The sequence below is a fragment of the Aerolutibacter ruishenii genome, assembly GCF_007830115.1.
In the GTDB taxonomy this organism is placed as follows: Bacteria; Pseudomonadota; Gammaproteobacteria; order Xanthomonadales; family Xanthomonadaceae; genus Aerolutibacter; species Aerolutibacter ruishenii.
Genome location: NZ_VLKP01000001.1, coordinates 226899 through 251498 on the forward strand (window position 1 = coordinate 226899; position 24600 = coordinate 251498).

The 24600-nt window shown below is 69.2% G+C and carries 21 protein-coding genes; 11 read left to right on the forward strand and 10 right to left on the reverse strand.

From position 1 onward, the window contains the following. Nucleotides 1-56: 56 nt before the first annotated feature. The 3 genes from purL to xerD all read right to left on the reverse strand — a co-directional run bounded on the left by purL (nucleotide 57) and on the right by xerD (nucleotide 6183). Entirely contained in the window at nucleotides 57-3998 is a 3942-nt protein-coding gene (purL, locus tag IP93_RS01070) for a phosphoribosylformylglycinamidine synthase (protein WP_144811119.1), read from the reverse strand. A gap of 231 nt (nucleotides 3999-4229) precedes the next feature. Next, complete coding sequence (locus tag IP93_RS01075; protein ID WP_144811121.1) at nucleotides 4230-5087, reverse strand: thioredoxin fold domain-containing protein; 858 nt, start codon at nucleotides 5085-5087, stop codon at nucleotides 4230-4232. Nucleotides 5088-5229: 142 nt separating this feature from the next. Continuing rightward, nucleotides 5230-6183: a site-specific tyrosine recombinase XerD gene (gene xerD / locus IP93_RS01080; RefSeq protein WP_144811123.1), complete on the reverse strand. Its 954-nt coding sequence runs from the start codon at nucleotides 6181-6183 to the stop codon at nucleotides 5230-5232. A 29-nt stretch (nucleotides 6184-6212) separates the two neighbouring features. Between xerD and IP93_RS01085 the strand changes: the two genes are divergently transcribed. Continuing rightward, complete coding sequence (locus IP93_RS01085) at nucleotides 6213-6671, forward strand: RDD family protein (RefSeq protein ID WP_144811125.1); 459 nt, start codon at nucleotides 6213-6215, stop codon at nucleotides 6669-6671. Between the two features lie 15 nt (nucleotides 6672-6686). Here the strand turns inward: IP93_RS01085 and lptG are convergent, their stop codons facing one another. Continuing rightward, nucleotides 6687-7850, reverse strand: coding sequence for an LPS export ABC transporter permease LptG (lptG, locus tag IP93_RS01090; protein ID WP_425480006.1), 1164 nt, complete (start codon nucleotides 7848-7850; stop codon nucleotides 6687-6689). Then, nucleotides 7799-8878 (reverse strand): LPS export ABC transporter permease LptF, encoded by a 1080-nt coding sequence (lptF, locus tag IP93_RS01095; protein WP_144811128.1) that lies wholly within the window; start codon nucleotides 8876-8878, stop codon nucleotides 7799-7801. Before lptF ends, lptG begins: the two co-directional genes overlap by 52 nt. A 208-nt stretch (nucleotides 8879-9086) precedes the next feature. Here lptF and IP93_RS01100 point away from each other — a divergent pair, with 208 nt between their 5' ends. The 3 genes from IP93_RS01100 (at nucleotide 9087) to IP93_RS01110 (ending at nucleotide 14131) form a co-directional block, all read left to right on the forward strand. Further along, nucleotides 9087-10577: a leucyl aminopeptidase gene (locus tag IP93_RS01100; RefSeq protein ID WP_144811129.1), complete on the forward strand. Its 1491-nt coding sequence runs from the start codon at nucleotides 9087-9089 to the stop codon at nucleotides 10575-10577. A gap of 43 nt (nucleotides 10578-10620) precedes the next feature. Further along, nucleotides 10621-11064 carry a DNA polymerase III subunit chi gene (locus tag IP93_RS01105; protein WP_144811131.1) on the forward strand — a complete coding sequence of 148 codons (444 nt, stop codon included), beginning with the start codon at nucleotides 10621-10623 and terminating at the stop codon, nucleotides 11062-11064. A 163-nt stretch (nucleotides 11065-11227) separates the two neighbouring features. After that, entirely contained in the window at nucleotides 11228-14131 is a 2904-nt protein-coding gene (locus IP93_RS01110) for a valine--tRNA ligase (protein ID WP_144811133.1), read from the forward strand. Between the two features lie 40 nt (nucleotides 14132-14171). Here IP93_RS01110 and IP93_RS01115 read toward each other — a convergent pair whose 3' ends face one another. From IP93_RS01115 to pssA, 4 genes are read right to left on the reverse strand one after another with little or no spacing between them, the layout of a single operon-like run. Next, nucleotides 14172-14624, reverse strand: coding sequence for a hypothetical protein (locus tag IP93_RS01115; protein WP_144811134.1), 453 nt, complete (start codon nucleotides 14622-14624; stop codon nucleotides 14172-14174). Beyond that, nucleotides 14624-15112: a ribosomal protein S18-alanine N-acetyltransferase gene (gene rimI, locus IP93_RS01120; RefSeq protein WP_144811136.1), complete on the reverse strand. Its 489-nt coding sequence runs from the start codon at nucleotides 15110-15112 to the stop codon at nucleotides 14624-14626. Before rimI ends, IP93_RS01115 begins: the two co-directional genes overlap by 1 nt. Next, nucleotides 15109-15594, reverse strand: a complete 486-nt coding sequence (locus IP93_RS01125; protein WP_144811138.1) for a hypothetical protein — start codon at nucleotides 15592-15594, stop codon at nucleotides 15109-15111. The genes rimI and IP93_RS01125 overlap by 4 nt, the downstream gene beginning before the upstream one ends. Continuing rightward, a complete protein-coding gene (gene pssA / locus IP93_RS01130; protein WP_144811139.1) occupies nucleotides 15591-16361 on the reverse strand; it encodes a CDP-diacylglycerol--serine O-phosphatidyltransferase in 771 nt (256 codons plus the stop codon). Before pssA ends, IP93_RS01125 begins: the two co-directional genes overlap by 4 nt. A gap of 79 nt (nucleotides 16362-16440) precedes the next feature. Here pssA and IP93_RS01135 point away from each other — a divergent pair, with 79 nt between their 5' ends. The 3 genes from IP93_RS01135 (at nucleotide 16441) to IP93_RS01145 (ending at nucleotide 19470) form a co-directional block, all read left to right on the forward strand. After that, nucleotides 16441-16848: a DUF4124 domain-containing protein gene (locus IP93_RS01135; protein WP_144811141.1), complete on the forward strand. Its 408-nt coding sequence runs from the start codon at nucleotides 16441-16443 to the stop codon at nucleotides 16846-16848. Between the two features lie 172 nt (nucleotides 16849-17020). Next, complete coding sequence (locus IP93_RS01140; protein ID WP_144811143.1) at nucleotides 17021-18751, forward strand: proline--tRNA ligase; 1731 nt, start codon at nucleotides 17021-17023, stop codon at nucleotides 18749-18751. Nucleotides 18752-19104: 353 nt separating this feature from the next. Continuing rightward, nucleotides 19105-19470 carry an H-NS histone family protein gene (locus tag IP93_RS01145; protein ID WP_144811144.1) on the forward strand — a complete coding sequence of 122 codons (366 nt, stop codon included), beginning with the start codon at nucleotides 19105-19107 and terminating at the stop codon, nucleotides 19468-19470. A gap of 172 nt (nucleotides 19471-19642) precedes the next feature. Here the strand turns inward: IP93_RS01145 and IP93_RS01150 are convergent, their stop codons facing one another. After that, nucleotides 19643-20893, reverse strand: coding sequence for a threonine/serine exporter family protein (locus IP93_RS01150; protein WP_144811146.1), 1251 nt, complete (start codon nucleotides 20891-20893; stop codon nucleotides 19643-19645). A gap of 112 nt (nucleotides 20894-21005) precedes the next feature. Here IP93_RS01150 and IP93_RS01155 point away from each other — a divergent pair, with 112 nt between their 5' ends. The 4 genes from IP93_RS01155 to IP93_RS01170 all read left to right on the forward strand — a co-directional run bounded on the left by IP93_RS01155 (nucleotide 21006) and on the right by IP93_RS01170 (nucleotide 24566). Next, nucleotides 21006-22127, forward strand: coding sequence for an ABC transporter permease (locus IP93_RS01155; protein WP_425480013.1), 1122 nt, complete (start codon nucleotides 21006-21008; stop codon nucleotides 22125-22127). Continuing rightward, nucleotides 22124-22930, forward strand: coding sequence for an ABC transporter ATP-binding protein (locus IP93_RS01160; RefSeq protein ID WP_242006700.1), 807 nt, complete (start codon nucleotides 22124-22126; stop codon nucleotides 22928-22930). Before IP93_RS01155 ends, IP93_RS01160 begins: the two co-directional genes overlap by 4 nt. 2 nt (nucleotides 22931-22932) lie before the next feature. Beyond that, on the forward strand, nucleotides 22933-23859 hold the full coding sequence (locus tag IP93_RS01165) for an MlaD family protein (RefSeq protein ID WP_144811150.1): 927 nt from the start codon (nucleotides 22933-22935) through the stop codon (nucleotides 23857-23859). A gap of 86 nt (nucleotides 23860-23945) precedes the next feature. After that, on the forward strand, nucleotides 23946-24566 hold the full coding sequence (locus IP93_RS01170) for an ABC-type transport auxiliary lipoprotein family protein (RefSeq protein ID WP_242006701.1): 621 nt from the start codon (nucleotides 23946-23948) through the stop codon (nucleotides 24564-24566). Nucleotides 24567-24600 lie beyond the last annotated feature (34 nt).

Consider the following 24600-nt stretch of genomic DNA (forward strand, 5'->3'; position numbering starts at 1 on the left):
TGGGCGCCACGAAAGCCCCCGGCCGCGCGCACGAGCCGGGGGCGGTGCGCGTCCCCTCAGCCCACGTGCACGCGCGCGTTGCGGAACATCCGCAGCCACGGCGAATCGTCGCCCCAGTCCCTGGGCGCCCAGCTCAGGTTGGCGCTGCGCGGGGTGCGTTCCGGGTGCGGCATCATGATCGTGACGCGGCCGTCGGGGGTCGACAGGCCGGCGATGGCATCAGCGGACCCGTTCGGGTTGAGCGGGTACTGCGTCGCGACCGCGCCATTACCGTCGATGTAGCGCAGCGACACGTTGGCGGCAGTGCGGTCGATGCCGTTGTCGAACTCGGCGCGGCCCTCGCCATGTGAAACCACGATCGGCAGGCGCGAGCCGCCCATGCCGCGCAGGAACAGCGACGGCGACTCCACCACCTCGACCAGCGACAGGCGGCCTTCGAACTGCTCGCTGCGGTTGCGCAGGAACACCGGCCAGTGCTCGGCGCCGGGAATGATCGGCTTGAGCTGGCTCAGCATCTGGCAGCCGTTGCACACGCCCAGCGCGAAGGTGTCGGTGCGGGCGAAGAACGCGGCGAAGGCGTCACGCAGCGCGCTGCGCTCGAGGATGCTGGTCGCCCAGCCGCGGCCCGCGCCCAGCACGTCGCCGTAGCTGAAGCCACCGCACGCGGCGAAGCCGGTGAAGCCGTCCAGCTGCACGCGACCGCTGATCAGGTCGCTCATGTGCACGTCGAAGGCCTCGAAACCGGTGCGGTCGAACGCCGAGCCCATCTCGATCTGGCTGTTGACGCCCTGCTCGCGCAGGATCGCGACCTTGGGCTTCAGGCCGGTGTTGATGAACGGCGCGGCGATGTCCTCCTGCGGGTCGAAACCCAGCTTCGGCTTCAGCCCCGGCGCGTTGAACTCACGCGCGATGGCCCGTTCCTCGTCGGCACATTCGGGATTGTCGCGCAGCTTCTGCAGCGCGTGGCTGGTGGCCCACCAGGCATCGAACAGCTCGTCCCAGCGCCATTCGGCCAGCGTGCCGCCGTCCTGCACCACGCGCACCACCGGCGCGCTGGTCGGCTTGGCGATGCGCTGTGCGCAGTCGATCAGGCCGTGGCGCGCGACCAGGTCGGCAAACGCGGCGCGGTCCTCGTCGGCGATCTGCACCACCGCGCCGAGCTCTTCGTTGAACAGGGTGCGGAACGGATCCTCGCCCCAGCCATCGAGGCCGATGTCGAGGCCGCGGCGCGAGCAGAACGCCATTTCCGCCAGCGCGGCAAAGGCGCCACCGTCGGAGCGATCGTGATAGGCAAGCAGCAGGCCGGCCTCGCGCGCCTCGCGGATCAGTTCGAAGAAGTCGCGCAGGCGCTGCGGGTCGTCCAGATCCGGCACGCCCAGGTCGCCGCGTTCTTCGCCCTGTCCAGCGAAGGCGGGCAGTGCGCCGTTACCATCGGCCGCGTCGGGATGGCACTGCGCCAGCACCGAGCCGCCGAGGCGCTGCTTGCCGGCGCCCAGGCCGATCAGCCACAACTCGGACTCGTCCTCGCGCGAGAGCAGCGGAGTCAGCTGCTGGCGCACGTCGACCACCGGCGCGAACGCGCTGACGATCAGCGACACCGGCGACACCGACTTGTGGGCCGCGCCGTCGGCGTGCCACTGCGCCTGCATCGACAGCGAGTCCTTGCCCACCGGGATGCTCAGCTCCAGCTCGGGGCACAGCTCCATGCCCACCGCCTTGACGGCGTCGAACAGCAGCGCGTCCTCGCCCGGGTGGCCGGCAGCGGCCATCCAGTTGGCGGACAGCTTGATGCGGTTGAGCGACTCCACCGGCGCGGCGCACAGGTTGGTGATCGCCTCGCCCACGGCCATGCGCGCGGCGGCGGCGGCGTCGAGCAGCGCCAGCGGGGTGCGCTCGCCGATGGCCATCGCCTCGCCGACGAAGCCTTCGAACCCGGTGAAGGTGATGGCGCAGTCGGCCACCGGCATCTGCCACGGGCCGACCATCTGGTCGCGCGCGGTCAGGCCGCCGACGCTGCGGTCACCGATGGTGACCAGGAAGCTCTTGGAGGCGACGGTCGGGTGCGCCAGCACGCGCAGCGCGGCATCGCGCAGGTCCAGGCCGGCCCACTGCAGCGCCGGCCACGGCGCGTCGGCCGGGTGCGCGGTGTCGCGGTGCATCTTCGGCGGCTTGCCGAACAGCACGTCCATCGGAATGTCGATCGGCCAGTCGCGGCCGGGCTCGCGTGCGTTGGCGACGGTGGCACCGTAGCCGACCACCAGGTGTTCTTCGGTGGTGGCGTGGCCCACGACGGCGAACGGGCAGCGCTCGCGCTCGCAGATGGCGGTGAATTCTTCGATGCGGTCCACCGGCACGCCGAGCACGTAACGCTCCTGCGACTCGTTGCACCACAGCTGCATCGGCGACAGCGAAGGATCGTCCTTCGGCACCTTGCCCAGGTCGATCACGCCACCGAGGTCGGAGTCGTGCAGCAGCTCGGGGATGGCGTTGGACAGGCCGCCTGCGCCGACGTCATGCGCGGTGGCGATCGGGTTGTCGGCGCCCATCGCCACGCAGCGGTCGAGGACCTCCTGGCAGCGGCGCTCCATCTCCGGGTTGTCGCGCTGCACGCTGGCGAAGTCCAGGTCCTCGGCGCTTTCGCCGGAGGCCACGGAGCTGGCGGCACCGCCGCCCAGGCCGATCAGCATCGCCGGGCCGCCGAGCACCACGACCGCATCACCGGGCTTGAGGCCAAGCTTGGTCACCTGCACGCGGTCGATGGCACCGAGGCCGCCGGCGAGCATGATCGGCTTGTCGTAGGCGCGCGCATGGGCGCCTTCGTCCAATTCGAAGCTGCGGAAATAGCCGGTCAGGTTGGGGCGGCCGAATTCGTTGTTGAACGCCGCGCCGCCGATCGGGCCGTCGAGCATGATCTCCAGCGCTGGCGCCATGCGCGGGTTGAGCGCGCGTTCGCGCTCCCACGGTTGCGGCAGGCCCGGGATGCGCAGGTGCGAGACGCTGAAGCCGGTCAGGCCGGCCTTGGGCTTGCCGCCACGGCCGGTTGCGCCTTCGTCGCGGATCTCGCCACCGTTGCCGGTGCTCGCACCGGGGAACGGCGCGATCGCGGTCGGGTGGTTGTGGGTCTCGACCTTGATGCAGAACGCCGAGTCGACCTCGGCCTCGCTGCGGTAGGCGCCGGTCGCCGGGTCCGGGCGGAAGCGGCGGCTGGCGTAGCCCTCCACCACCGCGGCGTTGTCGGCGTAGGCCGACAGCGTGTGCTCCGGGGTGTGGGCGTGGGTGTTCTTGATCATCTTGAACAGCGAGGTCGGTCCGCCGTTCACGGTCATGTCGCGGCCGTCGATGGTCCACGACGCGTTGAAGATCTTGTGCCGGCAGTGCTCGGAGTTGGCCTGCGCGAACATCATCAGCTCGACGTCGGCCGGGTTGCGGCCCAGCGCGGTGTAGCGCTCGCGCAGGTAGGCGATCTCGTCGTCGGCCAGGGCCAGGCCCAGGCGGGTGTTGGCGGCTTCCAGCTGGTCCAGCGGGATGCGCTCCACCTCGCCGCGCGCCGGCACCGCGAACAGGCCTTCGCCGGCCTCGCGGCTGTCCAGCACCGACTGGGTCATCGGGTCGTGCAGCACCTTGGCCAGCGCGGCCTGGGTGGCGGCGTCGGCCGGCCAGCCGGCCAGGTCGTAGCGGATGCCGCGCTCCACGCGGTGCACCGGCTGCCCGGCGCCGCGCAGCAGCTCGGTGGCCTTCGACGCCCACGGCGACAGCGTGCCCAGGCGCGGGGTGACGTAGCGGGAGACCGCTCCGGACTCGCGCGGCGCGGCAGCAGCGCTGGCCTGCAGGATGCGGTCGAGCGCCGCGCCATCCGGCGTCTGGCCCGGGTCGGCATCGACCCAATAGACCCACCACGCGCCCAGCAGGCGCAGGTCGGCATGGATGGCTTGAAGGCGGGCTTGCAGGCGTTCGCGGCGGAACGAAGACAGGGCGGGTGCGCCCTCGAGGACGATCATGTCCGGGGAACCGTGCTACGTCGGGCCCGCCATTGTAACCGAGGCCTCACGACGGCGTTGCCCAGCCGCCGGTTGACCCGTGGTCCCTACCACCACGGGCCGTGGCTGACCCCATGCCGCACATGATCGGGGAGCCCCAATCCAGGCCGCCACCCGAAGGGGCGGCCTGGCGTGACAGGCTCGTCTGCGGAAGCACCCCCGCAGGCTGCCCGCAGGGTTCCTGGTGCCCGGTCAGGCGCCAGTGGCGGGCTTGGCGGGGGCTGCCGCCGGCTTGGCATCCTCACCCGACAGACGGTCCAGCGTTGCACGCAACTGGGCAGGCGGCACGTAGCCACCGACCTGGGTGCCATCGCGGGTCAGGATCATCGGCGTGCCGGTCAGGCCGGCGCGCTGGCCCACGTCGTACTGCATGCTCACCGTGTTCTTGCAGTCGACCATCTTGACCGCCTTGTCGGTCTTGGCATCGGTCAGGGCCTTCTTGCGGTCCGCCGCGCACCAGACGGACACCATCTTCTTGTGGTCCTCGCTGCCGATGCCCATGCGCGGGAACGCGAGGTATTCGACGGCGATGCCCTGGCGGTTGTACTCGGCGATCTCGCTGTGCATCTTGCGGCAGTAACCGCATTCCACGTCGGTGAATACCGTGACGGTGTGCTTGGGGTTGGGCGGCGAGAACACGATGCGCTCGCTGGCCGGGATGGTCTTGAGCAGGTCCACGCGCATGCCGGCGAGGGTGGCCTCGCTGAGGTTCTTCCTGGCCGCGACATCGAACAGCGCCCCGCCCGACCCCGGCAGGAACAGGTACTTGCCGTCATCGCTGATGTACACGACCTGGCCACCGACGATCGCCTCGCGGAAACCGGGCAGGGGCGCGGCCGAGACCTTGTCCACGGTGACCTGCGGGCTCAGCTGGCGGATCGCGTCCACCGCGCGCGCTTCCGGCGTGCCGGCCGCCGGCTTGGCCGCGGTCACGGCCGCCGGATTGGCGCTGCTGGCCTGGGCGCCGGGCGCCTGGGCGGACTGCGGAGCCTGCTGGGCGCAGGCGGAAAGGCTGATCGCGCCGAGCGCGGCGATGAGGATGCGCTTCATGAAGGGGATGTGTTCCATGGTGATTCAAGGATTGGACCGCGGCGCAGGACCGGGGTTCCAGCGGATTGTGTCACGACCAACGGCGTACCCGGCCGGGATGGGACCCGACGGTGGTGAAACCGCGATGCACGGCACCCTCGCCTCACCCCCGCGGATGGTGACGGGCGTGCAACTGCTTGAGCTGTTCGCGCGCGACCAGGGTGTAGATCTGCGTGGTGGACAAGGAGGCGTGGCCCAGCAGCATCTGCAGCGCACGCAGGTCGGCGCCGCGGTTGAGCAGGTGGGTCGCGAAACTATGCCGCAGGCCGTGCGGGCTGATCCGTCGCGGCTCGATCCCGGCCGCTGCCGCGTGCCGCTTGACCAGGTGCCAGAACTGCTGGCGCGTGGGCGCCTCGCCACTGGGCTCCAGGAACAGCGGTGCCAGCGCGCGGCGGCCGGCCAGTTGCGGGCGCGCGTGCGCCAGGTAGCGTTCCAGCCAGTGCTGCGCCTCTTCGCCCAGCGGCACCAGCCGCTCCTTGCTGCCCTTGCCAGTGACGCGCAGCGCGCCTTGGCGCAGGTTGACCGCGGTGGCCGGCAGGTTGACCAGTTCGCTCACGCGCAGGCCGGCGGCGTACATCAGCTCCAGCATGGCGCGGTCGCGCAGGCCGATGGCCATGCCCGTGTCCGGTGCCGCCAGCAGCGCGTCGATCTCGCTTTCGGCCAGCGCCTTGGGCAGGGAACGGGGCAACCGCGGCGGCTCCAGCAGTCCAGTCGGGTCATCGCTGCGGTCACCACGGCGCAGCAGCCATGCATACAGCGCGCGCAGGGCCGACAGAAGTCGCGCGTTGCTGCGCGGCGAATAGCCTTCGCGGGTGCGCCAGGCCAGGTAGTCGAACAGCGCGGCACGATCGGCGCCGGCCAGGCCGCCGCCTCGCCCTTCGCGCCAACGGGCCAGTCCTTCGAGGTCGCGGCGGTAGCTGTCCAGCGTCAGCCGCGACAGCCCGCTCTCGGCCCACAAGGCTTCGAGGAACCGGCTGATGAGTGACTGGTCCGCGTCCGGCACGGGCGGCAATGCCATCACCCGTTGGCGGCGTTCGGCAGGGGTGCGCGACGTCATGCCGGCAGCTTAGCGACTATCCTTTCGTGATGACATTGCCCTCCGACACCCCACGCGCGCTCATTGGCTGGCGCCTGCTGGCCCTGTTGTACGACCTGTTCCCGGTGCTGGCGCTGTGGATGGTCGCCAGCGCGCTGTTCACCGCCGGCCACCAGCTGTCCGGTCACGGCGCGCGCGAGAACATCGCGCCTTTCAGCCTGCTGCAGTGGTTGCTGTGGCTGGCGTGCTGGCTGCTCACCGGCGCCTATGCCATCGCCAGTTGGCACCGCGGCGGCCAGACGCTGGGCATGCGCCCGTGGCGGTTGCAGGTATCAGGCGAGGACGGGGCTCCCGCGACGCTGCACGCGCTGCGCATCCGCTATGCGGTGGGCACCGTGTCGCTACTGGCCGCGGGCCTGGGGTTCTGGTGGGCGTGGATCGACCGCGATCGCCTCACCTGGCACGACCGTGCCAGCGGCACCCGACTGCGGCGACGGCCCAAGGCTTGAATCCGCCCCCCGGCATCAGCCGGAACGCCGATGGAACAGCGCCATCGACACCATCACCATGATCAGCGTGGGCAACAGGTAAGCCAGGCGGAAGTCGAACTTGTAGACCTGGGCCAGCCGGACAAACTGCGTCTGCAGCAGCCAGAACGCCAGCGCGAACACGATGCCGATGAACAACCGCTTGCCCAGCCCGCCGCTGCGCAAGCTGCCGAAGGCGAACGGGATCGCCGCCAGCACCAGTGCCAGCGCATTGAGCGCGTAGAACCAGCGACCCCAGTACACCTCTTCGAAATCACCCGCATCCAGGCCGTTGCGCTGCCGGTAATCGATCACCGCCTTCACCTCGGGCGACGGCATGTAGCGCGGCTTGGCCATGCCAGCGGTCAACGCGGCGGTATCCAACCGCGACTCCCACCGCTCCTGGGCCACCTGCTGACGCGACACCGAGCGTTCGCCGAAGGCGGTGCGGGTCACGTCGCGCAGCAGCCAGCCGCCGGGGCGGTGCTCGGCGACCTTGGCCACGGCCATCGACTTGAGCCGCCCATCGGGTTCGAACTCGTACAGGCTGACGTCGCGCAGTTCCAGCCAGCGGTCCTGGCCGTTGTCCCGCTCGTCGCCGCCGCCGGCGTTCAGGATGACCGCGCCTTCGCGCGCCCACAGGCCGGAGTAACGCGCCACGATCAGGTCATTGGACTTGGCCGATGCCTTGAGCGCGGCGGCCTGCCGTTGGCCCCAGGGCGCCAGCGTCTCGCCATTCACCACCATCGCCAGGGTCAGCACCGCCAACGCGCCGGCCACGGTCAGGCTCAATCGCCGGCGTGACAGGCCCACCGCGCGCAACGCGGTCAATTCCGAGCTTGCGGCCAGCTGGCCCAGGGCCATCAGCGCACCAATCACCGCGGCCGTGGGAAACAGGTTGTAGGCGCGCCACGGCGTGCCGAAGGCCATGTAGGCCACTGCCTTGGGAAAGTCGTAGTTGCCCTTGCCGATGTCGCCGACCTCGCTGACCAGGCCCAGCATCAGGTCCAGGCCGAGCAGCACGGCCCAGGTCAGCAGCACCGAACCCAGCACCGCGCGCCCCAGGTAGAGGTCATGGATTTTGGGGAAGGCCCGCCCGAAAACCGCCATCAGCGACGCCCCCACAGGCCGCCCGGGTGGCCATCGCGAACGTACATCCACATGCCCAGCAGAAGCAGCGGCAGCACCAGCCACCACATGCCCACGGCCGCAGGCAGTTTGCCGTCCTCCAGCCAGCCGCGCGCCATCAGCATCAGGCTGGTCGCCACCACGAACCCGAGGAACCCCATGAGCAGGTGGCCATAGCGCGCCTGCCGTGGCGATGAACGCGACAACGGCACCGCCAGCAGCGCGAACGCGAGCGCCAGCAGCGGCGGCGCCAGTCGTGCGTGCACCTGGGCGTTGGCTTCGGGGCGGTCATCGGCCAGCAGCGCCCACGTCGACATCACTTCCGGGTCCTTGGGATCGAACTTGCCCACTCCCGGCGGCAAGCGCACATCATTGCTGGCGTAGCGCAGCAGGCGATAGCCCAGCCCGTCGTGGCGCGGCCCCTCCACCTGGAAACCGTCCTCCAGGGTAAAGAAGCGCTCGCCATCCGGATGCACGGTCAGGTGTCCGCTGTTGGACGTGGTGATGTCCATCCGCTCGTCGGTCTGGCGGTGGATGAAAATGCGCTGGAAGCGGGTGCCGTCGCCCGACATGCCCCCCACGTACACCACGCCACCGCCCGGCAGTTCAGTGAACCGCCCCGGTTCCAGCCCTGCGATCAGCAGACTGCGATTGGCATCGCTGATCATCTGCTTGGAAATGCGATGGGCCGTCGGCCCCAGCCACAGCGAACTCAACGCGATCACGGCCACCACCGGCCCCACCAGCATCATGACCGGCCGCAGCAGGCGGCGCGGGCCCACCCCGGCCGCGGTGATGACCGGCATTTCGGAATCGCGGTACAGCCTCCCGAAGCCGAGCATCACCCCCAGCAGCAGTGCGAGCGGCAGGATGATCGGCAGGTAGTTGAGGAACTGCAGCCCGATCTGCGCCAGCAGCAGCCCCGCCGGCACCCGGCCACTGCTGATGTCGCGCAGCACGTCGGCCAGTACCGCGCCCATGCTGACGATCAGCAGCACCACCAGCACCGCGAAGGTGGACTGGGCGAGTTCGCTGAACAGGTAGCGGTCGAGCTTGGGCATCGGGCCTCGGTGGGTTGGCGGCGCCCCGGTCCGTTTTTCGGGAATCCGGCACGGTGCTTTAGACTTGGGGGTTCGTCCGGCGATGCCGGGCCCGCGAGGGCCCCGCCCGCTGCACATTCTGGCCTGAAACGACCGTTCGCGCCGCCGGATTGTACGGAATGACGCCTGAAACGGCCGTATGGCCTCTGCACCTTCTGGAAACTGCCGCATGACCCTCGAATTCGACCTGAACCGCGACGCGCCCGCCTCCACCACCACCGACTGCCTCGTGGTGGGTGCCTTTGCGGACAACACCCTGACCCCGGCCGGCCAGGCGCTGGACACGGCCAGCGGCGGCCGCCTGCACACCCTGCTGGAGCGCGGCGACGTCAGCGGCAAGACCGGCAAGACCGTCCTGCTGCACGACCTGCCGGGCGTGACCGCTCCGCGCGTGCTGGTGATCGGGCTGGGCGACGTGGGCAAGTTCGGCGTGCCGCAGTACCTCAAGGCCGTCGGCGATGCTGCCCGCGCTCTGAAGAGCGGCCCGGCGGCCGACGCGGTGTTCACCATCGCCGAAGTGCCGGTGGCCGGCCGCGACGCCGCCTGGAACATCCGCCAGGCCGTGATCGCCGCCGACCACGCCTGCTACCGCTACACCGCGACCCTCGGCGAGAAGGCGAAGAAGAAGGTCGAGCCGGGCCTGCGCACGCTGGCCATCAGCGGCAGCGACGAGACCGCACTGGCGCAGGGCAAGGCAATCGCCAATGGCGTGAAGTTCGCCCGCGAGCTGGGCAACCTGCCGCCCAACATCTGCAACCCGGGCTACCTGGCCGAGCAGGCGCAGACCTTCGCCGGCAAGTTCGCGACCACCTCGTGCGAGGTGCTGGACGTGGCGCAGATGGAGGCACTGGGCATGGGTTCGCTGCTGGCCGTGGGCCGCGGCTCGGCCAACGCACCCAAGCTCATTGCGCTGCAGTACCGCAACGGCGGCGACGCCAAGCCCTACGTGCTGGTCGGCAAGGGCATCACCTTCGACACCGGCGGCATCAACCTCAAGACCCAGGGCGGGATCGAGGAGATGAAGTACGACATGTGCGGCGCCGCCACGGTGATGGGCACGTTCGTCTCTGCGGTGGGCATGAACCTGCCGATCAACCTGGTGGTGGTGGTGCCGGCGGTGGAGAACATGCCCGACGCCGACAGCTACCGCCCGTCCGACGTGCTGACCAGCATGTCCGGCAAGACCATTGAAGTGGGCAACACCGACGCCGAAGGCCGCCTGATCCTGTGCGACGCGCTGACCTGGGCTTCGAGGTTCGAGCCGGCCGCGCTGGTGGACGTGGCCACCCTGACCGGTGCGTGCATGGTCGCGCTGGGCAAGTACGCCTCGGGCCTGATGAGCAAGCACGATGACCTGGCGGGCGAGCTGCTGGCCGCCGGCGAGAACGTCTTCGACCGCGCCTGGCGCCTGCCGCTGTGGGACGAGTACCAGGGCATGCTGGATTCGACCTTCGCCGACGTCTACAACATCGGCGGCCGCTGGGCCGGCGCCATCACCGCGGGCTGCTTCCTGTCGCGTTTCACCGAGGGCCAGCGCTGGGCGCACCTGGACATCGCCGGCTCGGCCAGCGACGAGGGCAAGAAGGGCATGGCCACCGGCCGCCCGGTCGGCCTGCTGAGCCAGTGGCTGCTCGACCGCGCCGCGGCGCCGGCTGCCTGATCACCCGTCCTCTCGTCCCCCTGACCTCCGGACCCGCGCCCGCATGGCCAGCGCCGAGTTCTACCTGATCCAGAAGCCGCGGTTCCGCGAGGAGCCGCTGCTGCTGGTGTGCAAGCTGGCGCAGAAGGCGCATGACGCCGGACTGTGGACGCTGGTGCTCACGCGCGACGCCGCCCAAGCCGAGGAGCTGGACGACCTGTTGTGGTCGTTCGACGACGACGCCTTCGTGCCGCACCAGATCGCCGGCGTGGCCGACGAGGGTGACGAGGAAGACGGCGACCACCTGGCGCCGGTGCTGATCGCGCCGCCGTCGGTGGACACCGCGGTGCGCCCGCTGGTGATCAACCTGCGCGACAACCCGGTGGAAGGCAGTTTCGACCGAGTGCTGGAAGTGGTGCCGGCCGACGAATCCGCGCGCGGGCCCCTGCGCGAGCGTTGGCGCCAGTACCAGGCCCGCGGTCTGGAGTTGAAGAAGTACGACATGTAATCCCGGCCTTCGAGGCGGCATAACCCGCTTCGATGGCCAAGCAGATCCTGGCTGACCCGCACACGGGTGAGGGCGCAGCCGCGACAACGCGACGCATGGCAAGGCCACCTTCGGCACCAGGCCACGTCGCGCGTCCATCCAACTTACTGATCGCGACATCCCCATGACCTCGCTCTCCTCCAGCTACGATCCGACCCAATTCGAATCCCGCCTGTACCAGCAATGGGAGAGCAGCGGCGCGTTCAAGCCCAGCGGCAAGGGCCAGCCCTACACCATCCTGCTGCCGCCGCCCAACGTGACCGGCACCCTGCACATGGGCCACGCGTTCCAGCACACACTGCAGGATGCACTGGTGCGCTACCACCGCATGCGCGGGTTTGATGCACTGTGGCAGATGGGCACGGACCACGCCGGCATCGCCACCGAAATGGTGGTGTCGCGCAACCTCGCGCTGGAAGGCAAGGGCGAAACCCGCGACTCGCTGGGCCGCGAGGGCTTCATCGCCAAGGTGTGGGAGTGGAAGCATCACTCCGGCGACACCATCGAGCGGCAGATGCGCCGGATGGGCGCCTCGGGTGACTGGTCGCGCCGCGTGTTCACCATGGACCCGATGGCCGCCGATGCCGTGGCCGAGGCCTTCGTGAAGCTGCACGAGGATGGGCTGATCTACCGCGGCCAGCGTCTGGTCAACTGGGACCCGGTGCTGAAGACCGCGATCTCCGACCTGGAAGTGGTCAACGAGGAGGAAGAAGGCCACCTGTGGTCGATCGAGTACCCGCTGACCGATGGCAGCGGCACGCTGGTCGTGGCCACCACGCGTCCGGAAACCATGCTCGGCGACGCCGCGGTGATGGTGCACCCCGAGGACGAACGCTACGCCCACCTGATTGGCCGCTCGGTGACGCTGCCGCTGACCGGCCGCGAGATCCCGGTCATCGCCGATGACTACGTCGACCGCGAGTTCGGCACCGGCGTGGTCAAGGTGACGCCCGCGCACGACTTCAACGACTACCAGGTGTGGAACCGCCACGTCGGCACCGGCGTATTCGATGCGCTGCCCAACCGCGGCTTGATCAACATCTTCACGCCGGATGCGAAGGTCGTCGGGCGTGCACACGGCGACGCGTCGCACGAAGGCGCCCTCGCCGACGCCAACGCGCTCATCAACATCCCCGCCGCCTACCACGGCCTGGACCGCTACGACGCGCGCAAGGCCATGCTCGTCGACCTGGAGGCCGCCGGCCGCCTGGTCGAGACCAAGCCGCACAAGCTGCAGGTGCCGCGCGGCGACCGCACCGGCCAGGTGATCGAGCCGTACCTGACCGACCAGTGGTTCGTGAAGATGGACACCCTCGGTGCGCGTGGGCTTGAACTAGCGGGCGGCGTCGACGGCAAGCCCGGCAAGGTCAAGTTCGTCCCCGGCAACTGGATCAACACCTACCGCCACTGGATGGAGAACATCCAGGACTGGTGCATCAGCCGCCAGCTGTGGTGGGGCCACCGCATCCCGGCGTGGTACGACGCGGCGGGCAAGGCCTACGTCGGGCGCAGCGAGATCGAGGTGCGCACGCTCAACAACCTCGGCCCGGACGTCACGCTGACCCAGGACAACGACGTGCTGGAGACCTGGTTCTCCTCCGCGCTGTGGCCGTTCAGCACCATGGGCTGGCCCGATCCGGACGCGATGTTCAAGCGCGGTTACGAGCGCTACCTGCCCTCCTCGGTGCTGGTCACCGGTTTCGACATCATCTTCTTCTGGGTCGCCCGGATGATCATGATGACCGACCACCTCACCGGCGAGGTGCCGTTCCACGACGTCTACGTGACCGGCCTGGTGCGCGACAAGGACGGGCAGAAGATGTCCAAGTCCAAGGGCAACATCCTCGACCCGCTGGACATCATCGACGGCATCACCCTGGACGCGCTGGTCGCCAAGCGCACCACCGGCCTGATGCAGCCGAAGATGGCCGAGAAGATCGACAAGGCCACGCGCAAGGAATTCCCCGAGGGCATCCCGGCGTTCGGCGCCGATGCGCTGCGCTTCACCATGGCCGCGCTGGCCGGCCACGGCCGCGACATCAAGTTCGACCTCAACCGCGCCGAGGGCTACAAGAACTTCTGCAACAAGCTGTGGAACGCCACGCGCTTCGTGCTGATGAACACCGAAGGCTTCGCCGCGCGCGACGCGCTGGCGGAAGGCCACGCACCCGCCGTGCCGCAGCCGGTGACCGACGCCGAGCGCTGGATCCTGGCGCAGCTGGAGCGCACGGCCGCCGAGGCCGCGCAGCACTTCACCGACTACCGCTTCGACCTGTTGTCGCAGTCGCTGTACGAGTTCGCGTGGAACCAGTTCTGCGACTGGTTCGTCGAGCTGGCCAAGCCGGCATTGAACGGTGATGACGCAGCAGCCGCCGAAAGCACCCGCCACACCCTGCTGTACGTGCTCGAGCGCCTGCTGTGCCTGCTGCACCCGCTGGTGCCGTTCGTGACCGAGGAGCTGTGGCAGGCCGTGGCGCCCAAGCTGGGCCTTGCCGGCACGATCATGCGCCAACCCTATCCGCAGGCCGGTGACATTGGCGGCGACCATGCCGCCGCCGAAGCCGACGTGGAGTGGCTGAAGGCGATGGTCTCCGCACTGCGCAAGGTCCGCAGCGAACTCAACGTGGCGCCGGGCAAGGCCGTTTCGCTGCTGCTGGCCGATGGCGTGGACGCGGATCGCACGCGCACATCGCGCTTCGATTCACAGCTGAAGTTCCTGACCCGCGTGGAGCGGATCGAATGGCTGGCCGGCGCCGACCAGGCACCGGCCGCCGCTGCCGCCGTCGTCGGTGAACTGAAACTGCTTGTGCCGCTGGAAGGCCTGGTCGACCTGGGCGCCGAACGCGCGCGCCTGGACAAGGAACTCAAGCGCGTGGAAGTCGAGATCGCCAAGTGCCAGGGCAAGCTGGCCAGCGACACGTTCGTCGCCAACGCCCCGGCCGCGGTGGTGGACCAGGAGCGCAAGCGCCTGGTCGACTGGAACGTGCAGCGCGAGGCACTGGCGGCGCAGCGCGCCAAGCTGGGCTGAAGCACGCCGCGGCGGGTTTCGAGCAACCCGCCGCGATGCTTCAGAAACTCTTGTTCTCGGTGGTGATCTGTTCGCGCTCGGCGCCTGCCGAGCGCTCGGCGAAGGCATCGACATCCATCGCGGCCAACGCGCACGTCGCCGCATCGGTCGGCACGCGGATCACCAGCCCCTCCAGCGCGATATACCCGGGTCGCGGGTCCAACTTCTTGCTGCGGGTGACATAGGCCGCTTCGTGCTGGCGCAGCACCACGGCATTGCCGCCATGATCGGCCGCCGCGCGGGCGAGCTTGTCGAAGGCCCGCTGGTAACTGACGCCGCGCGCACCGCGCGTGTCCTTCGAGCCGATCGAGACCGATACGCGCCCCATCTTCGCCTCGACACACCCCGGGACCGCCTCCAGCACCGGGACCGTTTGCGCCGATGCAGCCTCCCCTGCGTGTGCGGGGACCGCCACCAGCAACATTCCCACCACCAGCATCGCTCGCATGGCCATCAACGTTCCTCCCTGAAGATCTCCATTGCCATGACGATGGCGTCTTCACGCCCGTCCCGTGCGGGATAGTAGCGCGGTCGCCGCCCGATCTCGTTGAAGCCCTCGTCGTGGTACAACGCGATCGCCCCCACATTGGAGGGGCGGACCTCCAGGAACACCCGCTCGGCACCGCGCCCGCGCGCGACATGCATGACCGCGCGCACCAGCCTGCGCCCCAGGCCGCGGCCCTGGTGTTCCGGGGCCACGCACACATTGAGGATGTGCGCCTCGCCCGCGGCGATGCTCATCAGCACGTAGCCGATGACCACGCCCGCCTCCTCCAGCACCCACGCCGCATAGTCCGAACGCAGGCAGTCGCGGAAGATGCCCAGCGTCCAGGGGAACTCGTACGCGCGCGCCTCCACGGCATGCACGGCGACCAGATCATCCTCGCGCATCGGCCGCAGGTTGGACGCCGCCGGGGACATCTCGCTGGGGAGCGCGCTCATGGCCGGAACCGCGGCTGCAACGACCGGAGCCGTGGCCACAACGCGCGCTTGGCGGCCGGATTGCCTCGCAGCGCCGGCACGTCCACACCCAGTCGCTCAAGCACGGCACGCGCCTCCGAACGGGTGCGTTGGCCCGTGGCGCGCAACAGGGCGCGCTCGAGGGCGTCGCCGGGCGCGCGGGATGGCATGGCGGCGGATGACCGCTGCGGAGCCACGTCAGCGGGTGCGGTCTGGCGCGGTGATGCATCGCGATTGGCCGGGCGCGGAGCCATTCCGTCGACGGCAGGCGGCCCATTGCCGGGCCCACGTTCACGAACGTCACGGGGGCCCTGACCCGATGGCGGCATCGCCACGCGGACCGGTTCGCCTGGCGACTCCACGGCGAACGCATCCACGCCGGAACCATCGCCGGCCAGCACCAGCACGCGATGTCCCAAGGCCTTCAGCCACGCCTGCTGCTCGGGCGACCACAACGTGGTCATGGCGCCACGTCCTCCGGACGGCGACGCAGGCGACGCCAGGCCGCGTATACCGGCCCGAACAGCGCATAGATCGAACAGATCGCCAGCAACACCGTGGGCGGATCGATGGCGATGGCCACCAGCACCGCGACCACCAGCACCGGCACCAGGAACGGCACGCGGTCATGGCTGGGGCCGGCGCCCTTGAAGCTGTAGTAACGCATGCGGCTGACCATCAGCAACGCGGCGACCACCGTCAGCGCCAGCGCGGCGTAGCGCAGTTCCGTGCCGGTGAAACCGAACGCATCGAACGTCCACACGAAGCTCACCACCAGCCCCGCGGCCGCCGGACTGGCCAGGCCGATGAACCAGCGCTTGTCCACCTGTCCCACCTGCGAGTTGAACCGGGCCAGGCGCAATGCGGCGCACGCGGCATACAGGAACGCCGCGATCCAGCCGATCTTGCCCGGAGTCACGCCGTCCAGCTTCAACGACGCCAGCGCCCAGTGGTACATCACCATCGACGGTGCCAGCCCGAAGCTGATCAGGTCGGCGAGCGAGTCGTACTGCACGCCGAATTCGCTCTGGGTGTTGGTCAGGCGCGCCACGCGGCCGTCCAGACCGTCCAGCACCGCGGCGATGAACACGGCGATGCAGGCGTCGGCAAACTGCCCCTGCGTCGCCGCGATGATCGCGTAGAAGCCCGCGAACATGCCGCCGGTGGTGAACAGGTTGGGCAGCAGGTAGATGCCCCGGTGGCGGGGGCGTGGCATGTGCGGTCGATCCATGTCTGGCAGTTTAGCGCTTGCCTGCCCCCCGGCACGGTGTTGCAATCGGCCTGGCCACCCATTCCAGCCGGAGCCCCGCATGCCCCGCCCCGCCAGCCGCATTTCCGCCGTGCCCGTTGTCCTGGCCGCTGCCGTGCTGGTGGCGCTCGCGCTCCCGGCCGCTGCAAGCAAGGTCTACCAGTGGAAGGACGCCCGCGGCGTGACCCACTATGCCGATGCCCCGCCGCCGGGCCAGAAGGCCGAGCAGCGCAGCCTCCAGCAGCGCGCACCTGCTGCTCCAGCCAAAGCGGTGGTCAACGCCGACTGCAGCAACGCCCGCAGCAACCTCGCGGTCCTCAAGGGCAGCGGCCCCGTGGGCCTGGACGCCGACCGCGACGGCAAGCACGAGCGCGAACTGACCCCGGCCGAGCGCGCCGAACGCACCACACGGGCCGAGGCGGCGGTGAAGACCTACTGCGAAGGCGGTACGCTCCCGCCCGTGCGCTGAGCCCCCGCACCCGCACCCCGGCTGGGCGACGCATGCCCGGCGTCGCCGCCGTCCCGCGAGGCTTTCCACGGGCTGATGCCGGTTGCCTCGCGGCCCGCCATTCCAGCCTTCGTCGGTGACTACGGCGCGCGCATGGCAAAATGGCCGCTTCCCTCCGCGTGAAGCCCTCTCGATGCGCCTGTCGCAGTTCCACCTCCACACCACCAAGGAAACCCCGGCCGACGCCGAGATCATCAGCCACAAGCTGATGCTGAAGGCCGGCATGATCCGCAAGCTGGCGGCCGGCCTGTACACCTGGACCCCGCTGGGCCTGCGCGTGCTGCGCAAGGTGGAGCGTGCGGTGCGCGAGGAGATGGACGCCGCCGGCGCGATCGAGCTGCTGATGCCGACCATCCAGCCGCAGGAGCTGTGGGAGGAAACCGGGCGCTGGGAGAAGTTCGGCGGCCAGCTGCTGAAGATCAAGGATCGCAAGGAGGCCGGCTACTGCTACGGCCCCACCGCCGAGGAGGTCATCACCGACTTCGCGCGCAGCGAGTTGTCCAGCTACAAGCAACTGCCGGTCAACTTCTACAACATCCAGACCAAGTTCCGCGACGAGATCCGCCCGCGCTTCGGCGTGATGCGCGCACGCGAGTTCCTGATGAAGGACGCCTACTCGTTCCACATCAGCGAGGACGACCTGGCGCGCGAATACCGCAACATGTACGACACCTACAGCCGCATCTTCACCCGCCTCGGGCTGAAGTTCCGCGCGGTGTTCGCCGACACCGGCGCGATCGGCGGCAACGCGTCGCACGAATTCCACGTGCTGGCCGACTCGGGCGAGGATGCCATCGCTTTCTCCACCGGCTCGGATTACGCCGCCAACGTGGAACTGGCCGAAGCCGTGGCCCCGGGTCCGCGCCCGGTTGCCGCCGAAGCGATGCGAAAGGTCGACACGCCCACGCAGAAGACCTGCGAGGACGTGGCCGCGCTGCTGGGCATCGCACTGGAACGCACCGCCAAGTCGGTGGCGATCATGGGCGAAGACGGCGAAGGCAACGACGCTGGCGAGAGCGGGCAGTTCGTACTGGCACTGGTGCGCGGCGACCACGTGGTCAACGAGATCAAGCTGGCCAAGCTCGCCGGCCTGGGCGAGTACCGCCTGGCCACCGAGGCGGAGATCGTCGAGCACCTGGGCGCGCAGCCCGGCTTCCTCGGCCCGGTCAACGCATTGCGCCCGATCCGCGTGGTCGCCGACCGCAGCGTGGCCGCGATGGCCGACTTCGTGGTCGGCGCCAACGAGAACGGCTTCCACCTGGCCGGCGTCAACTGGGGTCGCGACCTGCCCGAGCCCGAGGTCGCCGACATCCGCAACGTGGTCGAAGGCGATCCCTCGCCCGACGGCCACGGCACGCTGGGCATCGCCCGCGGCATCGAGGTCGGCCACGTGTTCCAGCTGGGCCGCCGCTATGCCGAGGCGATGAAGTGCACCGTGCTGGACGAGACCGGCAAGGCCGCGGTGCCACTGATGGGCTGCTACGGCATCGGCGTGTCGCGCATCGTCGCCGCCGCCATCGAGCAGAACCACGACGACAACGGCGTGTGCTGGCCCGAGGCGATGGCGCCGTGGCAGGCCGCGGTGTGCGTGATCAATCCGAAGAAGGACGCCGCCGTGGCCGAGGCCGCCGAGGCGCTGTACCGCGAACTCAACGCCGCCGGCATCGAAACCGTGCTCGATGATCGCGGCCTGCGCCCCGGCGCGATGTTCGCGGACATGGAGCTGATCGGCATTCCGCACCGGATCGTGGTATCCGAGCGCGGCGTGGTGGCGGGCACCTTCGAATACCGCCACCGGCGCGCCAACGAGGCAGAGAACCTCGATCGCGCGGGCCTGGGCGTCAAGCTCGGCCTGGCACGCTGAAAACGGCGGCGGATCACGCGGGGCGGACACCCCCCGCGAAACCCCGACGGAAAACCCGGCTGATACAGCCGGGTTTTTCATTTTCCGCCTGCCCGAACCACCGTGTCCGTTCCGGTCCGTGCGCTGGTACGCATGGCGGCTCCCGCCGTTGGGAATCGGCCGCGCGACATCCACCCCGGCGCACGACGGTCCACGCGGGACACCCCGGAAGTTGCGCCGGGATTATCACGCCATTCGCGCCCAACATTTACCGCGATCAATAACCGCACTACCATCGCCCGGTGCAGCGCATTCGCAAGCCGGGATTCCCGGCACCTGTATCCAGATAATCCCCCCCCAATACTGGAGGTTCCATGTCGATCAATCTCGACACCCTGTCCGCCAGGGAACTGCAGGCCCTGATCACCCAGGCCAAGAAGCGCAAGACCACGCTGGCCAAGCGCAAGCCGGTCGCGGCCGTGCGCAAGAAGGTGATGGCGTTGATCAAGGCCGAAGGCTACACCGTTGCCGAATTGTTCGGTGCCGGCGGCAGCACGCCGCGTGCCCCGGCGCCACGCAAGGCCGCTGCGCGCAAATCGACGGCGGGCAGCAAGGTGGCCCCCAAGTACCGCAACCCGGCCAATTCCGCCGAAACCTGGAGCGGCCGTGGCAAACAGCCGCGCTGGCTGGCGGCGCTGACCGGGACCGGCCGCAAGCTGGATGAGTTCCTGATCAAGTGATCGATGGCGGAATCCCGGACCTTCCGGGTTTCCATTGACGGTTAATGACCACAACGCCGGCTCCACGCCGGCGTTGTCACAACCGCCGCCCGCTGGTTCCGGTTTGCGGTTTGCGGTTTGCGGTTTGCGGTTTGCGGAATACTCCTGGCTGCCGCCCCGCGCCTGCGCGGCACTACAGATTGCGCCGCGTCGACAGCAGCAGATTGCCAAACAGCAACCCCGCGATCAGCGCGAGCAGGATATTGATCACCGCCAGCACCGCCTGCTGCCCCGCGCTCACGTCCTGGGTCTGCAGCAGGCTCAGCAGGCCGCGCAGGCTGATGCTGCCGGGCACCAGCATGATGATGCCCGGGACCCGGATGATCGCGCCCGGGCGGTGCCACCAGCGCGCGTAGGCGTTCCCCGCCGCGGTCATGGCCAGCGCGGCCAGGAACACGCCGGCCGGGCTGCCGAATGCCTGGCCGGCAAACCGCGCGATGAGATAGCCCGACGCCGCCGCCAGCATGACCCGCGGGTAATCCCGCCGGTGCGCCTTGAACAGCACCGCGAAGGCGAACGCCGCCACCACCAGCGCGCCCCACTCCACCCAGTCGCTTTGCGGCCGCAGTGCCCGTACCTGTGGCTCCAGCCCAATCAGGTCCGCCACGTACAGCGCGATCACCACGCCCACCGCCAGTTGCATCACCGTGGTGACGGCCCCGGCAAACCGCCCCGTGCCCGACATCAGGTGTTGGCTGCTGAGTTCATTGACCGCGTTGGTCAGCGCCAGGCCCGGCAACAGGACCACCAGCGAAGCGATGATCACCGTGTTCTGGTTCAGTGGCGCCACCAGGCTGGCCACCAGGATGGCCACCATGGCCGCCATCACCGCCGCCACCGCATCCAGCGCTTCGCGCAGTTGTGGCCGGGTGGCGGCGTACTGCACCAGCCATCCGATCAACAGCCCGTTGATACCGGCCACGCCGATGTCCAGCCATGGCAGACGGAACAGCCCACCCACGCCCGCGGCCGCCAGGCCAAAAGCCAGCACCTCCATCAGCTGCGCTCGCCGCCCCGGTGGCTGGTCCAGGGCGCTCATCGTCGCGTGGGCCTCGGCCAGCCCCATGCGCCCGGCAATCACCTCCTCGGCGATCCGGTCGGTCTCGGCGAGGCGGTGCAGGTCATTCTGTCCCAGCGGCAATCGGATCACGCGCGTGGTATCGCGCTCGCCCGGGGGGCGCGTCGGATCGCTGAAGGTCAGGATCATTCCCGTGGGGTTGGACCAGGGCTCGCATTCCACGCCCAGGCGTTGCGCGGTCGCGGTGATGGCGCCTTCCAGGCGTTGCGCGGTGGTGCCGTACAGGTGCAGCCGCTCGGCCAGTTCGATGAGGAAGTTGATGCGGTCCGCGTAACTGGCGGCACTGGGCAGCGCTTGGGTCGACATGCCGGCAAGCATCGCATGCAGGCCATGACACCGATAGCGCCGGGCGCCTGTATCCGTCACCAAGCGGACACGGAGCAGCATCGAGCCTGTATGCTCGCCCCAGCGCCCGAACCTGCCGCCCGCCCCTCCCGTGCGACTGCCCGAGCTCACCGCCAATCCGCAACAGCCGTCGCAGCTCCGCCTCCGCGGCGGCTGGACGCTGGATCATGCCGAAGCGATCGGCCGGCAGCTGTCCGCCGCGCCGGCGGATGCCACCTCCGTCGACGCCAGCGACGTCGAAAGGCTGGACTCGCTGGGCGTGCTGCAGCTGATGCGCTTCGCACGCCGCCGCGACCTCGACTTCAGTCGCTTCACCTTCCACGATCGTCACCGCGCGCTGGTGGCCGCCATCGAGGACGTGGCCGACGACCGCCCCAAGCGCAAGCGCGAGTACGGCGTCAACGCCGCGCTGGAGCGCATGGGCCATTCGGTGGTGGACAACCTGAAGGACTCCACCGCGCTGCTCGGCTTCCTCGGCGAAGTGCTGCTCAAACTGCTGCGCATGGTGCGCGAGCCCTCGCGCTTCCGCCCCACCGCCACCGTGCACCACATGGAGCAGGTGGGCCTGGACGCGGTGCCGCTGGTGGCGTTGTTGTGCTTCATGGTCGGCGCGGTGGTCGCCTTCCTCGGCGCCAACGTGCTGCGCGACTTCGGCGCGGTCATCTACGTGGTCGAACTGGTCAGCATCTCGTTCCTGCGCGAATTCGGCGTGCTGCTGACCGCGATCATCCTCGCCGGCCGCACCGCCAGCGCGTTCACCGCGCAGATCGGCACGATGAAGAGCCGCGAGGAAGTGGACGCCATCCGTACCCTCGGCATGGACCCGATCGACCTGCTGGTGATCCCACGCCTGCTGGCGCTGGTGGTGATGCTGCCGCTGCTTACCTTCGTGGGAATGGTGTTCGGCCTGCTCGGCGGCCTCACGGTCGGCGCCTACGGCCTGGACATCCCGCCGCCGCAGTACCTGTCACGCATGCAGGACACCATGGAGGTGCGCCACTTCATCGTGGGCCTGACCAAGGCGCCGATGTTCGCGGTGGTGATCGCGCTGATCGGCTGCCTGGAAGGCCTGCAGGTGCAAGGCACCGCGCAGTCCCTGGGCGAGCGCACCACCTCCAGCGTGGTGCAGGCGATCTCGATGGTGATCGTGCTGGATGCGCTGGCCGCCATCTGGTTCATGGAGATGAACTTCTGAACGCCGTCCTTGCCCCGGATCCGCGTCCCATCATCCGCGTGCGTGGCGCGGTCAACCGCTTCGGCGAGCAGGTCGTCCACGATGGCGTCGACCTGGATGTCCGCCCCGGCGAGATCCTGGGCGTGGTCGGCGGCTCAGGCAGCGGCAAGTCCGTGCTCATGCGCACCATCCTCGGGCTGCAGGAGCCCTCGGCGGGCGAAATCGAGGTGTTCGGCATCGACGCGCGCAGCACCGATCCGCGGCAACGTCGCGAAATCGAACGCCAGACCGGTGTGCTGTTCCAGGACGGCGCGCTGTTCTCCTCGCTGACCGTGGGCGAGAACGTGCAGGTACCGCTGAAGGAGTACCACCGCGACCTGACCGATTCGCTGCGCTACGAGCTGGCGCTGCTCAAGGTCAAGCTTGCAGGCCTGCCGGCCGATGCGGTGGACAAGCTGCCCTCGCAACTGTCCGGCGGCATGCGCAAGCGTGCGGGGCTGGCGCGGGCGCTGGCGCTGGACCCGCCGCTGCTGTTCCTCGACGAACCCACCGCCGGCCTCGACCCCATCGGCGCCGCCGCCTTCGACCAGCTGATCATGACCCTGCAGCGCGCGCTGGGCCTGACCGTGTTCCTGATCACCCACGATCTGGATACCCTGTACACCATCTGCGACCGTGTCGCCGTGCTGGCCGACCGCCGCGTGATTGCCTGCGCGCCGGTCGCCGAGGTCGAACGACTGGATCACCCCTGGGTGCAGTCGTACTTCCACGGCCCGCGAGGACGCGCCGCACGCGACGCCCACGACGCCAACAAGGACCATTGACCATGGAAACCAAGGCCAACTACGTCCTCATCGGTGCGTTCTCCATCGTGGTGACGCTGTTCATCCTGCTGTTCGCGCTATGGGCCGCGAAGTACTCGTCCGAACGCGGCTGGCAGGATTACCTGGTGATCTTCAACGAGCCGGTCACCGGCCTCAGCGAAGGCAGCTCGGTGCAGTACAACGGCATTTCCGTGGGCACCGTGAAGACGCTGCGACTTGCACCGGACGACCCGCGTCGGGTAATCGCCAGCCTGCGTGTGCAGGCCGACACGCCGGTCAAGTCCGACACGCGCGCCAAGCTGTCGATGACCGGCATCACCGGCACGCCATTCATCCAGCTGACCGGCGGCAGTCCGACCAGTCCATCGCTGATCGAGACCGACCGCCGCGAGGTGCCGGTGATCCAGACCGAAGCGTCGGCGCTGCAGAACATCGCCGATACCGCCAACCGGCTGGTGGCGCGCCTGGACCAGGTGCTGAGCGAGGAGAACGTCAAACGCATCTCCGACACGCTGGCGCACCTGGAAGCGATGACCGGCTCGGTGGCCAAGCAACGCGAGGACGTGCGCTTGCTGATCGTCAACGGCCGCAAGGCCAGCGAGCAACTCACCACCACCTTGGCGGCCACGCAGGGTGCGGTGGAAAACCTGGACCGCGAGCTGGCGTCCAAGCTGCCGCCGCTGATCGCCAAGCTGGACACCACGCTGGCCAAGCTGGACAGCGCGGTAGGCGGTGCCGACACCCTGATCAACGAGAACCGCGGCGCCATCCGCAGTTTCACCAACGACGGCCTGGGCCAGATCGGCCCGACGCTGACCGAGTTGCGGGTGCTGGTGCGCGACCTGCGCCGGATCACCGACCGCCTCGACGGCGGCGCCGCGGATTACCTGCTCGGACGCGACGCGCCCAAGGAGTTTGAGCCGAAATGACCCTGCCTTCGCCCGTCGCCTCCGTCCAACTTGCAGCCACGCGCGCCAAGCGCCCCGGCAAACACGCACAGCCCCTGTTTCGACTGATGCTGACGATGGGCCTGGCATTGGCCATGGGCGGTTGCGCCCTGCTGTCCACCGGCCGCGGCGACGGGGTCGTGCAGTACGCACCCGATCCGCGGGTGCAGCCCGAAGCAAGCTGGCCCACGGTGCGCTGGTCGCTCACCGTCGCCCAGCCGACCGCGGCACGCGCCATCGACGGCGCACGCATCGCCGTGCGCCCCACCCCACAGGAACTGCAGGTGTACAAGGGCGCACAGTGGGCCAAGCGCCCCAGTGAGATGCTGGAGGACGCGGTGCTGCGCGCGCTGGAGGATTCCGGCCGGATTGGGGTCGTCACCCGCCAGGGCGCCGGCATCACCACGGACTACCGGCTGGTGCTGGACGTACGCCGCTTCGAATCCGACTACGCCAGCGGCCAGCCCGCTGCGACCCTCGAGGTCCGCGCCAAACTGTTGCAAGGGTCTGCGCCGGATGTTGTCGCCTCGCACACGTTCACGCAGGCCGTGCCCGCGCGCGATACCGCCGTGCCAGCGGTGGTCGACGCCTTCGGGACCGCACTGGCCGGCATGGCACGTGACCTGGCGGGCTGGACGCTGGCCACCGGTGCCTCCAACGAGGCGACCGCTGCCGCGAAGTCCCGCTGATCCACCCCTGGCCGGGGCACACCTGGCGCTGCCA

Bases quoted from the DNA above. Each gene is read 5' to 3' on its own strand.
- IP93_RS01140 (WP_144811143.1), top strand. From the start codon at position 17,021: ATGCGCCTGTCGCAGTTCCACCTCCACACCACCAAGGAAACCCCGGCC.
- pssA (WP_144811139.1), bottom strand. From the start codon at position 16,361: ATGGATCGACCGCACATGCCACGCCCCCGCCACCGGGGCATCTACCTG.
- IP93_RS01085 (WP_144811125.1), top strand. From the start codon at position 6,213: ATGACATTGCCCTCCGACACCCCACGCGCGCTCATTGGCTGGCGCCTG.
- purL (WP_144811119.1), bottom strand. From the start codon at position 3,998: ATGATCGTCCTCGAGGGCGCACCCGCCCTGTCTTCGTTCCGCCGCGAA.
- IP93_RS01100 (WP_144811129.1), top strand. From the start codon at position 9,087: ATGACCCTCGAATTCGACCTGAACCGCGACGCGCCCGCCTCCACCACC.
- IP93_RS01105 (WP_144811131.1), top strand. From the start codon at position 10,621: ATGGCCAGCGCCGAGTTCTACCTGATCCAGAAGCCGCGGTTCCGCGAG.
- IP93_RS01110 (WP_144811133.1), top strand. From the start codon at position 11,228: ATGACCTCGCTCTCCTCCAGCTACGATCCGACCCAATTCGAATCCCGC.
- IP93_RS01145 (WP_144811144.1), top strand. From the start codon at position 19,105: ATGTCGATCAATCTCGACACCCTGTCCGCCAGGGAACTGCAGGCCCTG.
- IP93_RS01135 (WP_144811141.1), top strand. From the start codon at position 16,441: ATGCCCCGCCCCGCCAGCCGCATTTCCGCCGTGCCCGTTGTCCTGGCC.
- lptF (WP_144811128.1), bottom strand. From the start codon at position 8,878: ATGCCCAAGCTCGACCGCTACCTGTTCAGCGAACTCGCCCAGTCCACC.
- IP93_RS01125 (WP_144811138.1), bottom strand. From the start codon at position 15,594: ATGACCACGTTGTGGTCGCCCGAGCAGCAGGCGTGGCTGAAGGCCTTG.
- rimI (WP_144811136.1), bottom strand. From the start codon at position 15,112: ATGAGCGCGCTCCCCAGCGAGATGTCCCCGGCGGCGTCCAACCTGCGG.
- IP93_RS01170 (WP_242006701.1), top strand. From the start codon at position 23,946: ATGCTGACGATGGGCCTGGCATTGGCCATGGGCGGTTGCGCCCTGCTG.
- xerD (WP_144811123.1), bottom strand. From the start codon at position 6,183: ATGACGTCGCGCACCCCTGCCGAACGCCGCCAACGGGTGATGGCATTG.
- IP93_RS01165 (WP_144811150.1), top strand. From the start codon at position 22,933: ATGGAAACCAAGGCCAACTACGTCCTCATCGGTGCGTTCTCCATCGTG.
- IP93_RS01150 (WP_144811146.1), bottom strand. From the start codon at position 20,893: ATGTCGACCCAAGCGCTGCCCAGTGCCGCCAGTTACGCGGACCGCATC.
- IP93_RS01075 (WP_144811121.1), bottom strand. From the start codon at position 5,087: ATGAAGCGCATCCTCATCGCCGCGCTCGGCGCGATCAGCCTTTCCGCC.
- IP93_RS01115 (WP_144811134.1), bottom strand. From the start codon at position 14,624: ATGGCCATGCGAGCGATGCTGGTGGTGGGAATGTTGCTGGTGGCGGTC.